At 37.1% G+C, this 14,800-nt stretch carries 10 protein-coding genes and 1 CRISPR repeat array; of the genes, 8 read left to right on the top strand and 2 right to left on the bottom strand.

Going from position 1 to position 14,800, the window contains the following annotated elements; genetic code table 11:
- Nucleotides 1-110: 110 nt before the first annotated feature.
- Complete coding sequence (locus MKY78_RS13540; protein WP_339213391.1) at nt 111-1,280, bottom strand: hypothetical protein; 1,170 nt, start codon at nt 1,278-1,280, stop codon at nt 111-113.
- Nucleotides 1,281-1,423: 143 nt separating this feature from the next.
- Nucleotides 1,424-2,689 (bottom strand): amidohydrolase family protein, encoded by a 1,266-nt coding sequence (locus tag MKY78_RS13545; protein ID WP_339213393.1) that lies wholly within the window; start codon nt 2,687-2,689, stop codon nt 1,424-1,426.
- A gap of 962 nt (nt 2,690-3,651) precedes the next feature.
- Here MKY78_RS13545 and MKY78_RS13550 point away from each other — a divergent pair.
- The 8 genes from MKY78_RS13550 to MKY78_RS13585 all read left to right on the top strand — a co-directional run bounded on the left by MKY78_RS13550 (nt 3,652) and on the right by MKY78_RS13585 (nt 14,796).
- The gene (locus MKY78_RS13550; RefSeq protein WP_339217911.1) at nt 3,652-4,740 is read left to right on the top strand and encodes an NAD(P)-dependent alcohol dehydrogenase; all 1,089 of its coding nucleotides are present in this window, start codon (nt 3,652-3,654) and stop codon (nt 4,738-4,740) included.
- Nucleotides 4,741-6,016: 1,276 nt separating this feature from the next.
- On the top strand, nt 6,017-9,241 hold the full coding sequence (gene cas9, locus MKY78_RS13555) for a type II CRISPR RNA-guided endonuclease Cas9 (protein ID WP_339213394.1): 3,225 nt from the start codon (nt 6,017-6,019) through the stop codon (nt 9,239-9,241).
- Nucleotides 9,242-9,336: 95 nt separating this feature from the next.
- A complete protein-coding gene (gene cas1 / locus MKY78_RS13560; RefSeq protein ID WP_339213396.1) occupies nt 9,337-10,233 on the top strand; it encodes a type II CRISPR-associated endonuclease Cas1 in 897 nt (298 codons plus the stop codon).
- Nucleotides 10,226-10,552, top strand: a complete 327-nt coding sequence (gene cas2 / locus MKY78_RS13565) for a CRISPR-associated endonuclease Cas2 (protein ID WP_339213398.1) — start codon at nt 10,226-10,228, stop codon at nt 10,550-10,552. Before cas1 ends, cas2 begins: the two co-directional genes overlap by 8 nt.
- Nucleotides 10,553-10,758: 206 nt before the next feature.
- Nucleotides 10,759-11,256: direct repeats of the CRISPR family, unit length 36 nt; unit sequence ATCATAGCACAGCAATGGCTTTGATGGAGCTATGAC.
- Between the two features lie 252 nt (nt 11,257-11,508).
- Nucleotides 11,509-12,462 (top strand): hypothetical protein, encoded by a 954-nt coding sequence (locus tag MKY78_RS13570; RefSeq protein ID WP_339213399.1) that lies wholly within the window; start codon nt 11,509-11,511, stop codon nt 12,460-12,462.
- Between the two features lie 503 nt (nt 12,463-12,965).
- The gene (locus MKY78_RS13575; protein WP_339213400.1) at nt 12,966-13,877 is read left to right on the top strand and encodes a DMT family transporter; all 912 of its coding nucleotides are present in this window, start codon (nt 12,966-12,968) and stop codon (nt 13,875-13,877) included.
- 68 nt (nt 13,878-13,945) lie between these two features.
- Complete coding sequence (locus MKY78_RS13580) at nt 13,946-14,437, top strand: YcxB family protein (protein ID WP_339213401.1); 492 nt, start codon at nt 13,946-13,948, stop codon at nt 14,435-14,437.
- 35 nt (nt 14,438-14,472) lie between these two features.
- Nucleotides 14,473-14,796, top strand: a complete 324-nt coding sequence (locus MKY78_RS13585) for a hypothetical protein (protein ID WP_339213402.1) — start codon at nt 14,473-14,475, stop codon at nt 14,794-14,796.
- Nucleotides 14,797-14,800: the final 4 nt, after the last annotated feature.

Below are 14,800 nucleotides of genomic sequence, written 5' to 3' on the forward strand. Positions count from 1 at the left end.
AGGAGATTGAATGGCGTATAAGTGGGAGAAACTAGTAAACACGGCTTGATGGATTGGGGTTCAGAATAAATAAGGAAGGGACGCTACCATAAAAAACGCCCCTTCCTTTCTCACAATGTCTGAACTAGAATACTAGCGATTACAATAGATGCTGTGGTGACAGTGGTGAAGCCGCCAACGAGCATGGGAGTGAGGATTTCATTGAAAATTGCTTGTCGCTCTTTCTCATTATCAGCGACACTACGGCTGACCTCCTCGCAGATAATATAATCGCCTGGGAATCCAAATAGAGCTGTTAAAGCAACAGGTACCCCTTTATTCAAATCCCATTTCATGAGTTTAGAGGCAATAATTCCTCCAGCAATAATACCAAGAATCCCGACTATCATAATCGTGAGTACAACTGGGATGTAGCCAACAAACATACTCGGTGTAATGTCATTCATTGCTCCCAATGAATAAATAATCAGGCCAACCATGGCGATTCCGAATGAACTGGAACGATCCATCATCTTATCATTGTAAAATCCTAATAGTGCACCAACGACACCAACAATAAGTGCCCAGAGGCTATAGCTTATTCCAGTGAGATTTCCTAAGAAGATAGCTAAAGTTGCACCTATAAACAGCTGTAAGAGAAGGATGACATTGGTTTGGTATTTTTCCGGAATCCATGTTTCTCTTGTCTTTTCCTTGATAGAGCTAGCACTTGTCGCTGCTATTTCGCTATTGCTATTGGAGGATAATTCCCTTTTAATGTGATAAGCATGTCGTCGTAGATAGTGTGTCGCTAGTGGCATGCCGACTAATCCTTGAATGGCAATCACTAATGCAGGTATGGTAATTAAGCTAATCAACCCTAGTTCCTGAAGCCTGTCTGTTGTTAAAATAAAGGCAATCGTTCCTCCTGTAAGCGGACCAATTCCAGCAACTGCTGAGGCATAGTCAAAGAGCATTGGGACAAGGAGCAATACGAAGACTGCTGCAACAATAATCCCGAATAATGCGATAAACACAGCTTTAATTTGCGCCTTCAGAAGTTTAAAGGGTACCATCGTTCCCATGTGTACAATTAATGGTGCAATCATGAGTCCGCCAAATGCAGTTAATGCGGATGAACCGATTAGGTCCTTTGGAAAAATGCCTGTCCACAGTAGTAATAAGTATCCCAACATGACTACTAGAAGCATTGGAATACGTGCTCTAGACTTAATCGATAAAAATTCACCTACACCTAATAAAAGTAAAATAAGCATTGTCGCAACGACAGGTTCATTCATGATGGTCATCCCCTTAAAGTGTATTTAATTTGAATTTTCAAACATTAAAATATATTACGTAGCCATTGCCGCAGTGCATTTCACACGACTAAACATAATGGATTGGGAGGAGAAGCCCTGTTTGAGGGATTCTCCTATTTCAGTTAGTTACTTGTTGCGGGCACTTTATTTAGCTTATTTTTTACTAATTCGCCATCTTTAAAAACAGCAACAATATTGTCGTTATTCTCTAATGAGCGGATATCGGTTAATGGATCTGTGCTCGTAATAACGATGTCAGCTAGTTTACCAGCTTCTACTGTACCAATTTGGTCCTCCCAGCCCATGCATTCTGCTGCTGTCTTAGTTGTCGCAACAATGGATTCCATAGGGGACATTCCAATCTCACACATCAGACCTAGTTCACGAAGGTTGGTACCATGAGCCATCACCCCTGCATCTGTTCCCATGGCAATTTTAACGCCGGCTTGATAGGCGAGTGCGATGCTTTCTTTATGGTATTCCACGACTTCGCGACATTTTTGCACACCATATTCTGGCATGGAGCCACTTGCCTCAGCATTCTCTAACACCGACACAGGTGCTAGTAGGGTTGGTACGAGATAGGTGCCATGCTGAACCATTAGATTTGCCACCTCATCATCAATGAAAATTCCGTGTTCGATCGAATGTATTCCGGCAAGAACCGCATTTTTAATTCCTTCTTTGCCTTGTGCATGGGCCATTACTTTTAAGCCACGCCGGTATGCTGCTTCACGAACCATTACCGCAAGCTCTTCCTGACTATACTGAGTGAACTCTGGATGATCGGTTGGGCTGAGTACACCACCAGTTGCGTGAACCTTAATAACATCTGCCCCAGCTCGAAGTACCTCGCGAACCTTCTTAGTGACTTCTTCAACACCATCACATAAACCGTCTGGGCTTCCCGGATAGCCGTGTAAGGTCAGGTCGACACCAGAACGCATCCAACTGTCCCCATGCCCACCAGTGATGGTTAGTGGTGTGATACTAATCTGCATTCGTGGTCCTGGCACGATACCGTCCTCAATGGCCTGTTTGACTCCGGCATCCGTTCCACCTGCATCACGCACAGTTGTAATCCCAGCATCGAGTGTTCGTTTCATAAATTGAGTAGCCTGGTAAAATCGGTATGAAAAAGGCGTGGTTACTTGTTTTTCCACTGGTCCAACCTCGAACATCATATGTACATGTGTATCGATAAACCCAGGTAAAATAAATCCACCATTTGCATCAACCTCTGTAACATTTTCACTTGGAACCTGAATGTCAGCCAATTTTCCTGTTGCTTGAATCACATTATCTTTTACTAAAACGGCAGCATCTACTATTGGTTGTCCGCCATTTCCATCGATTAATGTACCATTTTTGATAAGTGTAAAAGCCATTACCAGCACGCTCCTTTTAATATTATTTTCATTGTCATTACAAAATCAAAACTCTGTTACATCTGCGGAATGTATCACCTTCTAAATTGTGTAGTTGAATTAGTAAATTTTGATTGTAAAGGATTCTACCACATAAAAAATCCTTTGACTAGATATTTTCTAAAAATTCTTTTATATGCGTCAATTATAAAAATTAGAAGAAAACGCAACCATTACGTTGGTTATCGAAATAATCAAGGTTTTATCAACATGAAAAAATAGGGCTAAATACCTATAAAGGGGAAAGGGAGGGGTGCTTGTTTCAATAGGAGTTGGGGATAGGAGAGGATGCCGGATTTAGCTCCTGCCTTGTTAGTTTAGGAACTTCTATATTTTCGCGCGGGATTATGGAAAAATCGCGCGAGAACGTTCGATATTCGCGCGAGAGTCAAGGGAAATCGCGCGAACATGTCCAGAAATCGCGCGAGTACTACAGTGTCGCGCGAAATTCATACGAGGTCGCGCGAAATTCAGCCAATCCCGCGCGAAAAGCAGTCAGCCTCGCGCGAAATTCAGCCAATCCCGCGCGAAATCCCAGTCGTTTAAAGCAAAACAGAAAAGTGGAACGGCCAAGTCCGAGGAAATCCAGAGAAAAGTAGCCTGGCGTTTTTGAAGCTTAAGTTGGATTTACTAGGGTTGATTAGGGGGAAGTATTCAAGCAGCAAAAATCACTTAAAGGAGTAGATCAGCGTACAGGAACCATCCTAAAATTAGAACTTTAGTAGGATAAAATTTCCTTGCATAGGAGCTACTGGTTGGGGGAAATTTAGCGAGGAAAATAATATTTTTTTGCATGGTTCAACGGCTATAGCGCCTATGTGGTAGCGGTTTCGACGAAAATTAACAAAAGTCGTTTATTTTTACCTTTGATATTTTATTACTTATAATTATTATGAACTACATAAATAGGAGGTAGATGTAAGATACAAATTAAAGGTGCAGTTGTTCATGAAAAAGGACAAGAGTTCAAAATTGAAAATGTTGAGCTTGCTGAACCAAAGGCAAATGAAGTTCTAGTTAAAGTTGTTGCAGCTGGTGTATGTCATACAGATGCTGTTGCGCGTGATCAAGTAATTCCGGTGCAACTTCCAGCGGTGCTAGGGCATGAAGGTTCTGGTATTGTCGAAAAAGTTGGCTCTAGTGTTACAACCGTTGAGCCAGGTGACCATGTTGTTTTATCTTTCTCATCTTGTGGACATTGTGAGAATTGTTTAACTGGCCATCCTGCTTCTTGTATCTATTTAACAGAGTTCAATTTCGGTGGTAAAATGCAAGATGGTACGCATCGTATCTCTCAAGGAGATCAAGAGGTTTCTACTTTCTTTGGTCAGTCTTCATTTGGTACGTATGCTGTTTCTAACGAAAGAAACGTAGTAAAAGTGGATAAAGAAGTTGACCTTAGACTTCTTGGACCATTAGGATGTGGAATCCAAACCGGAGCAGGTACTGTTATTAATAAATTACAACCAGAATTCGGATCATCAATTGCTGTATTTGGATGTGGAGCTGTAGGCTTAAGTGCTGTAATGGCTGCTAAAATTAGAGGCTGCTCTAAAATCATTGCTGTAGATGTACATGAAAATCGTTTAGAACTTGCGAAAGAATTAGGTGCAACACATGTCATCAACGGATCTAAAGTAGATACAGTAGAAGAGATTAGAAAAATCACAGATGGCGGAACTCATTATGCAGTTGAAACCACTGGCGTTTCACCAGTAGTTGTGCAATCTGTTCAATCACTTCGTAGCCTAGGTACAGTGGCTGTTGTCGGTGCAACTGGAGATGTAACATTAAACGTACAACAAGACTTATTGAACGAAGGAAGATCAATTGTAGCGGTAGTTGAAGGAGATGCTATCCCACAATTATTCATTCCACAACTTATCGAGTATTATAAAAATGGCCAATTCCCATTTGATAAATTAGTGAAATTCTACGACTTAGAAGAAATTAATGAGGCATTCGCTGATTCAGGTAAAGGAATTACTATTAAACCAATCTTGACTATGTAAGGTTATTCTGAGTTGAACTACTAGTAAGTAGTATTGGCTGCTATGAAGTCGGTGTTAGGCCGAAATCATACCAGCCAATTTCTTTTGGTAGCTTATTAATGGTAAATTGGGGTATCATTTAGCATATTTCTTAACTAATTGTTAAAGATTATCTGGACAGTTTGTAACAATTGTGTAGATAGTCGTAGAATAATCAATTGCATACGATATTGAAGAAAAGCATGGGCGGATTCCCATGCTTTTTTTCGCGTGTAGCTTTGAGTATGGTAATAAATCGACAGGAAGTGCTAGTATTACTTTCTGGGAGGCAGCAATGGCTTTGGTGGAGCTATGACTTAAATAACCTATAACTCACTATGACATTGTTCGTTTAATATATGAGTATTTTAAATATCGATATTATATTCATAAGAATAATTAAGGCATAATAAATTAAAAGGAGAAATAAGATTAATAAAAGAAAGGAGGATAAAATGGCTTTTTAAATAACCTATAAGGGGTGATGAATTTTGAAATATTTAATAAATGAAAAAAAGACCTACAAAAGAGAAATTAACATTATTATTGGCATATACTGTCTATTTCACATTCAATTAAAATTTAGTTGTTCTTAGGTGGTGGCATTTAATAAATGTAGCTTTTGACAATTAAGAGCGGGGTATGCAGTATATAAATAACCACAGCTTTACACGGAGAGGTGGTCGTGATAGGCTTCTTTGCTAGGCAAGCTGTACGTTTGCCGCATTGCCTTATCTCATGACCACCGAGGCTCCGTGACAAGCGCATAATGTATGAATTAAAATACAAACCTATGTATCACCTTAATTGCTATTTTATAAAAAAATAAACCCCCTAATATATCTTAGGAGAATAAGTAGATATAAATTTAAAATGATATTTATTGACACTCCTAAAATACAATGTCTAATAATCATTTACCATTTCTGTCATAGTCCCATCAAGTTTATTGAATTATCTTGACATTTAATAGGTCGAATGCTAGGATAATATTATCATGGTACAGCAATGGCTTTGATGTTTCTATGATAAGGCTACAGTTCATGTAGCTCGTGGCGTTGGGGATCGCCTGCTCGTCTTAGACGAGTGTCTCCCCACTCATAATGAAACGAACACAGACCTTAGCTAATTGTAGCTAGGGTCTGTTTTACTATCAGGATATAATTCGAGAAAAGTAAACATTATTTTTATAATATTCTATTAGATGATAAGATTAAAATAGTTATTAATGGGAAAAATAGTAAAAAGGAGGATGTCTATGAGTAAAGAGTTGGATTATCGTATCGGTCTTGATATTGGAACAAACTCTGTTGGGTGGAGTGTTATTGAACTGGATAGAAGTGAAACGGGTACATATAAACCAGTAGGTATCCTGGACGCAGGAGTTCGCATGTTTGATAAGGCAGAAATACCTAAAACAGGGGCTTCATTGGCTGAACCACGTCGTCTAGCGAGGTCGGCAAGAAGGAGATTACGTAGACATAGTGACAGGAAAAGAGAAATACGTAAACTTCTCATTCAATTTGATGTATTAAATGAATTAGAATTACAACAGCTATATCCACTAAAGGAAGGCTCGATAGATATTTGGAATATACGTTTAGATGGCCTGGAACGGTTATTAAATCGAGAAGAATGGGCGAGATTACTAATTCATCTAGCACAGAGGCGGGGATTTAAATCAAATCGCAAATCAGAAGAGCGAGAAACAGAAACTGGCCAAGTCATCTCCAGTGTAAAAGAAAACAAGGATCTATTATCTAACTATCGGACGGTAGGGGAAATGTGGATGAAAGATCCTAAGTTTAGCCAATATGATAAAAAGCGTAACTCGAATGATGAGTATATATTTAATGTTAGTCGACTAGATTTGGAACAGGAAATCATTACCTTATTTGAGAAGCAACGCGAGTTTCACTCACCATATGCTCAAGTGGAATTTCAAGAGGCTTATTTAAAAGTATGGAATCATCAATTACCTTTTGCATCGGGGAATGCCATCCTAAATAGAGTTGGTTGTTGCTCCTTGGAAGTTAAAGAAAAACGTATTCCTAAAGCAACCTACACCTTTCAATATTATATGGCATTGGATAAAATCAATCGGATTACGATTGGCCCTGATATTCAGCCTCTTACTCCAGAGCAACGTGACACAGTTATTCGTAAATTATTTGATCGCAGTGATATTGCTAATCGTAAAACACCACCAAAAGTTAAATACTCCGATATTCGAAAGTGGTTAAAGCTTGATGAAGAGTTAACATTTAATGAGTTAACCTATGATCCAGAGGAAAAGCTTAGTAAGAATGAAAGTTTACCATTTGTAAATCTAGATTCCTATTATGAGATAAAACGTGTATTGGATATTCATTCAGCCGAATCGGATGAAGAGTATAGGAAGGAAGATTATGATGCCATAGGGTTTGCTTTAACGGTTTACAAAACGGACCAAGATATTCAAAAATATTTACAAAACCCTAATAATCTAGCAAATCGCGTGTATAGTGAAGATTTAATTGGTAAACTTCTTTCTTTAACTTATTCTAAATTTGGTCATCTTTCATTTAAAGCGATTAAGAATCTATTACCTTATATGGAAAAGGGATTATCTTTTAAAAAGGCAGCAGATGAATTTGGATACGATACCACGGGATTATCTAATGAGAAGCGTCAGGTGTTATTACCTCCGATTCCTAATGATATAACCAATCCTGTGGTGAAACGAGCACTAACCCAGTCTCGTAAAGTAGTGAATGCTATTATAAAGCGTTACGGACAGCCTGTTTCAGTCCATATTGAGTTGGCCAGGGACTTATCCAAAAACTTTGAAGAACGAAGAAAAATAAACAATGAGCAAAAAGAGAATTTTGAAAGAAATTATGGGGCTATTAAAGTTTTACAGGAAAATGGTATTTTACAACCAAAAGGATATGACATTGTTCGGTACAAATTATGGGTGGAACAGAATCAAAAATGTGCTTATTCACTAAAACCTATACCGGCTGAAACGTTCTTTAGAGAGTTAAGTAAAGAGCGAAATAGTGCCCCGACTCTGGATGTAGACCATATTCTTCCATATAGTCAGAGCTTTATGGATAATTATCAAAATAAAGTACTTGTTTATAGTGATGAAAACCGTAAAAAGGGTGATCACATCCCATTTGATTATTTTGGACACGATACGAAACGGTGGAAAGCTTTTGAAGAATATGTTAACAATACGAATTTTTCAAAAAGAAAAAAACAGTATTTATTAAAGAGAGAATTCTCTTCACATGAAAAGGAATTGGTCAAAGAGCGTCATTTGAATGATACACGTTTTATTAGTCGTTTTTTTAAAAACTATGTAGAAAAGAAATTAATTATGAAGAATCAAGGTTTAAAGAAATCTGTGGTGACAGTGAGTGGCGGTGTTACGTCGCATTTACGAAGTCGTTGGGGACTGGCTAAACATCGAGATGATACATATCTACATCATGCAATGGATGCTATTGTTGTTGGATGCACAGATTCAGGAATGGTTCAGCGAGTTGCTAATTACCACAAAGCTAAAGAAAGGTCCAATACGAAAAAAACAACATTCCCTGAGCCATGGGATGGATTCAGAGATGATGTTCTTTCTCGTTTAGCAGAGCTACCCAATCCGGAGGAAATACACGGTGCATTAGAAAATGGCCAGCGATTACCTCGATATATTTTGGTTTCAAGAATGCCTAAACATTCCGTTACAGGAGCGGCTCACAAAGAAACCATTATGATAGATGGTGGAATCGATAAAAAGTCAGGGAAGACGATTATTGTTAAAAGAGTCCCTCTGAAAGAAATCAAGTTTGATAAAAATGGGGATTTTAAGATGATCAATAAGGATTCTGACCTTGCAACATACAATGCAATTAAAGATCGTTATTTATCATACAATGGCGATGCAAACAAAGCATTTGAAGAGCCACTTTATAAGCCTAGTAAAAATGGGAATGGTAACCCGATACGACGGGTCAAGGTTGAAGTGAATAAAGGGTCACATATGCGACAGGTAAATTGTGGTGTTGCTCAAAACGGCGACTTGGTTCGAATTGATTTATTTCTAAAGGATAATAAATACCATATGGTTCCTATTTATGTAATGGATACCGCGCATTCCGAATTACCACGGAAAGTTGTTACAGGTGGAAAAGGCTATGCACTCTGGAAAGAGCTAGATGATACGTTTGAATTTCAATTTAGCCTTTATCCATATGATTTAGTTCGTATGAGAAAAGATGATATAGATCGTTTCCTTTATTTTAATTCTATTGATATTGATTCGGATCGTATTATTTTTAAAGAACCAAATGAGCCACATAAACCAGGTGATAGAAGATATTCACTCAAAACTATTGATAAGCTAGATAAATATCAAATTGGTATTTTAGGAGATATATCCATCGTAAGAAAAGAATCTCGTCAACCATTTAATACTAAAAAGGAAAAACAAACTGTTTAAGAATACAGCAGGTAGAAATTTCTATCTGCTGTATTCTTTTTTAGATTTTTGAGAATACTAGTTGATAGAAAAAATTACGAAAGGAGAGTGAAAAAGTGAGCTGGAGACATATTATGATTACGAATAATGCGCGGTTATCGGTAAAACATTCTCAACTTGTTATTGAACAAGAGGAAACGTTTACGATTCCTTTACATGATCTTGCCTCCATTATGATTGAAGCACCTGCTGTAACAATTACTGCGAACGTATTAAGTGCATGTGCAGAATATAAAGTCAGTATATACACTTGTAATCGAAAGAAGCTTCCTAATGGCGTATGGACTGGATATAATCAACATTCTAGACAGCTAATGGTTCTAGAAACACAATTATCATTGTCTAAGCCTTTCAAAAAACGGATATGGCAACAAATTATTAAACAGAAAATAATAAATCAAGCAAAATGCTTAGAACTCCACGAGAAAGAAGGAGTGGAGGAATTGAGGAGAATATCAAAAACGGTTGAGTCAGGAGATGCTTCTAATAGAGAAGCAGTAGCAGCCAAACTATATTTTAGTAGATTGTTTGATTCTAATTTTATTAGAAGATCGGAAGACCCAATCAATCGTTTATTGAATTATGGATATTCTATAATGAGAGGATTAGTGGCAAGGTCACTCGTAAATTATGGATTAAATCCATGTTTAGGTCTGTATCATGATAACCAATTAAATGCTTTTAATCTAGCAGATGATTTTATGGAAATCCTTCGACCAGTTGTAGATTGTTATGTTGCTGCACAAGAAGATACCGAGCAGTGGAGTGTTGAAATACGTGCTGATTTAGTAAATCTAGCAAATACATCGATAATGATATCTAATGAAAAGTATTCGGTTACAACGGCGATTGATGAAATGGTGAAAAGTTTTATATCCTGTTGCAGGAATCAGGATTATACTCTTTTAAAATTGCCTAATCTACTTCCGTTAAGGGTGCATCAATATGAATAGGGGTGGTTTTATGCGGATTCTTTTATTTTTTGATTTACCTACAAAAACCAAAAAGCATAAAAGAGACTATTTACGATTTAGGAATTTTTTATTAAATGAAGGATTCGATATGATGCAGTTATCGGTTTACTGTAGATTGGTAAATGGACACGAATCTATGGAAAGACAACTTGAAAAGGTAAAAAGAAATTTGCCACCTGAAGGATCGATTCGAGTGTTACCTGTAACGGAAAAACAATATGAAAGAATGCGATTACTTTTAGGAGAAAAAACTGCTAATGAAGAAAAGGTAACAATTAACCAGCTCACTTTATTTTAATGATGAATTATTATAATCGAGATTGGGTATACTCTATAATTTGATGTATAAAATTCGATGAAGAGGGACATCCTATATATAGAGGATACATCACGTTAGTTTTTGAAAAAAGGGACAGATACCATGAAAAAATATAGCGTAGAAATTGAAAAAATAAATACAAAGAAGCCTCCAATGTACGATTCCTGCAGGCTTCTTTGTTACGTATCATAGCACAGCAATGGCTTTGATGGAGCTATGACGGTCCAGAGTTTGGTGCATACTCAAAAAACATCATAGCACAGCAATGGCTTTGATGGAGCTATGACCAAAACTTTCGGATTATCACTGATGAAGTAATCATAGCACAGCAATGGCTTTGATGGAGCTATGACGGGGTTTACGATGTTAAAAACAGGTGCTGCATCATAGCACAGCAATGGCTTTGATGGAGCTATGACTTCATAATTACTACATAGATACATATATGGATCATAGCACAGCAATGGCTTTGATGGAGCTATGACCTTTCATGACACCGCATACCAAAAAATGGAATCATAGCACAGCAATGGCTTTGATGGAGCTATGACTTGCAAAGGAAGGTCAAAGAAAATTCGGAGATCATAGCACAGCAATGGCTTTGATGGAGCTATGACACAAAATCATGTGGCTGTTTGAAAAAAGAAATCATAGCACAGCAATGACTTTAAAAGACTATGACGAAAAAAACAACAGCTGAGGATTTTACTTTCATATTAGCACAACAGCAAAACATTTCAAAAAATTAAATATTATCATCTAACTTGAACCGTGATTGTTCTTGAAAAATAGATTCTTTACACGTTAAAGAATATCAAACTACTTAAACCCCATTCTAAATCCACCTAACACCTTCCCAAGTAATCATTAACCAAACTCAACCATATGATGGAACTAAATACAAATTTAAAACTCGCAACACCAGGAGGGGAATTATGAAAAAAGCAAAAATCAGTTTCCACCACCTCATCATCATTCTAATCCTCATCTTCATCAGTTCCATCATCATCTGGTCGTTATATAAGAATATCGTTTTATCCCCTGAGCATGTTGCTTTAATCATGCTCATCGCAATCATTGGTCTTAGTTTTTCCTTTGATAAGTTGAGCTTGGGAAGGATATTCTCTGTGGAGAAGAAAATGAAGAGGGTGGAGGAAAAACAAGAGGAATTAACAGAAGTCAACAATAGACTAAGTGTAGAATATAGTCATTTCAAACAAGAAATGCTTACATTTATGGTAAATTCAATGAATCAGATATCCAACCAACTGAGCAACCAAACGGTTACGATAAACACAGCAGCAAATGTTGTGCCTGCTTCGGAAAAGGAAAAAGAAAATGACGATGAAGTCATGTCGTACTCTAGTAAGGAATCCCCTACTAATACCCCAGAAGAAAAAGAAAATGAAGCCATTCCTACATTTAAACAGGAGCATAGTAAGCTAATTAAAGGAACGAGTATGGATTTAGAGGAAAACATCGAACGACAAGCTCTGAAACAGGTTGCTCACAACCTAGGACTTCCGCTAGAAGATATCGCTTATCATGTAAGAATTGATTTTCCAGATCAATATACCATTGAGAAGCGGAGAATTTACAATGCCTTTCTACATGTAGACGGAACACATTACTTCTTTAAGATGATGTATTCACCATTTAGCATGGCAAATGTGGACCGAATTCAAAACATGCTTAATGATATTAACCTCTATACTGGAAGGAATCATGTAAGAGCAAAGTTAATTCTCATTCTAGTAAACTGCGATAAGGAGAAGCTTCAAAAAGAGAAGGACTACCTAGAGAAGTTTCAACAACGGTATATGCACTACTTCCAGCCTGCTTTGGAGAGAGGGTATTTGATTATTGATACATTTGAGGTAAATGATTAATAAGACGATTATTCCGAAAGAGATAAACTATGGCAGCATGTTAGATGTCGCGGTATGTATGTGATGAAGGGAACGACTAATCGGCTAGTATAAAACGGTGTGAAACCGGATTTATAGTAGTCGGTTTTTCATGTAGTAATAAATTTAAATGAGGGTTGGCAAATCAGAAAATTAATGGGGATAATCGATAAAAAGGCTCAATCCAGTTAATAGAGTAAGTGTCTTCCTTATTGGATTGATAAAAAGAATTTTTATCGAGACAATTAAAGAATGTGGGAGGACTTTGTTTATAGTTAACTAAAAGCTATTTGTATTCGCTGCATTAGTATAACGGCGAATATTATGAAATGAAATTAAAGGGATTTTACGCAAAATAGTCGAATAAATAGGGATAAATTGTATGAGAGGAATAAGATTATTTAGGGAGATGGCAGATAGGAAACGTTTCTAAAGTGGTGGAAGTAAGGTTCTAAATGGAAGACAGTCAGATGGGAGAGGACATCTTGAAAAAGCTTTATATCATTTTACTAGTAGTTATGTTCATGTGGGGTTTAAATGTCTCTGCGTTAAAAATGTTAGTCATTAGCTTTGATCCGATAGTAATCACTGGATTTAGAATTTTAGTTGCAGGAGTTGCGGTATTAATTGGATGTTATGGATTAGGGATTTTTCGTCTCCCGTATAAAAATGAATGGAAGATTATTTTATCCATATCCGTGTTTAATGTTGTGCTCCATCATATATTTATTGCGGTTGGCTTAGAAAATACGTCTGCTGTCAATGGTAGTTTGATTATCGGGATGGCTCCATTAATTACGATGGTTATTTCAGGAATACTATTAAAACAATTTGTATCACGGTGGAGAGTATTTGGGTTTATCCTTGGATTTGTAGGTGTGGCGATTACGACATTAGTAGGGGAAGATGGATTTGCAGCTGTTTCTATAGGGGATTTGCTTGTGTTTTTAGGTATCGTTGTCCAAGGCTTGAGTTTTGTGTTTATCAGTAAATTAAAGCCATCATTTGATCCAAGACTACTTACTGGTTATATGATGATGGTTGGTTCTGTTTGTATTATCTTGTATAGTTTTATATTAAAGAAAGACTTTACCGAATTAGCGAGTTTAGTAGATTGGAAAATGGCTTCTATCTTTATCTTTAGTGCTATCTTTGCTACGGCATTCGGTCATATGACATATAACTATGCGATAAAGAAGGTAGGACCTGCAGAGTCAGCCATTTTTCTCAATTTAAACACCTTATTTGCGTTAATTGGTGCAGCTATCTTTTTGGGTGAAGTGATACATCTGTTTCATGTAATTGGATTTATCTTTATTATCGTTGGGATTGTTTTCGGTACGGGGGCTAGTGAGAGTATGTATAGGAGATACAGGGATAGAAGGAAGGCGAGTTAACCCGGGAATACAATGCACATCACAAAGGTATAGAAACGTTGTAAGTTCAAAAAAGAAGGTGACGTCTAATGTTAATAAAAGGTGAAGTGAACAAGGAAGATATTCATGTATTTATTAACCATTTTGTAAACACATCAAAGAAAATAAGAAATGCTATTAGCATACTGATGGTTATATATGTTGTTTTAGTTGTTATAGCCGCTTGGTTTATCTTTTCTAGTATTACATTATTTAATATACTTGTTTGTGTTATTTTGCTAGCACTAATTGTTCCTTTTATGCCGGGGCTGCTTCGTAAGCGAACTGGCAAAGTGCTGTACAGAAAAATCGAGAAGACCAATTTATTTCAAAAGCTTGGGGCGTATGCCTTGGAAATCGATGATAAAGGCCTTGTTATGAAGGGAAGAGAAGATAAGGAACAACGTATAGAATGGAAAGATATTCAACGCATTTACGTGGAGAAGGAGCATTATTTTGTCTATTATGGGCATGTCATCATTCTACCAGTAAGAGACTTTAATTTCGAACGAGCAGAATTCATGGAGTGGATTAAAAGATAGCGCAGAAAAGTGAAAAGAAAAAGAATCCTAAGATTGTGTTTGCTTCTACGATAGCTGCCATATTTATTGCTTTATTAGGCTACTATTTCTACGAGACGTATACACAACAACCTGAGCGTGAATTTGCGGAAGCGGCAAACAAGGTTGTTGCTTTATTTGACGAGGAAACACAGGGTGATGAAACAGGGCAATCAACGAAAAAGCTTAAGGCCTCCACTACCCAAGCGGACATTGATAGGGCGATGGAAGCTGTTGCCAACATTGATACAACAAAGGAACCATATAAAGTTTATACGCTACCATTACTCGCTTTAATTATTGAATTAAATGACGCACAAAAACAACTAGATGAAAGGTGAGGGA

Source organism: Ornithinibacillus sp. FSL M8-0202 (genome assembly GCF_037975285.1).
In the GTDB taxonomy this organism is placed as follows: Bacteria; Bacillota; Bacilli; order Bacillales; family Amphibacillaceae; genus Ornithinibacillus; species Ornithinibacillus massiliensis.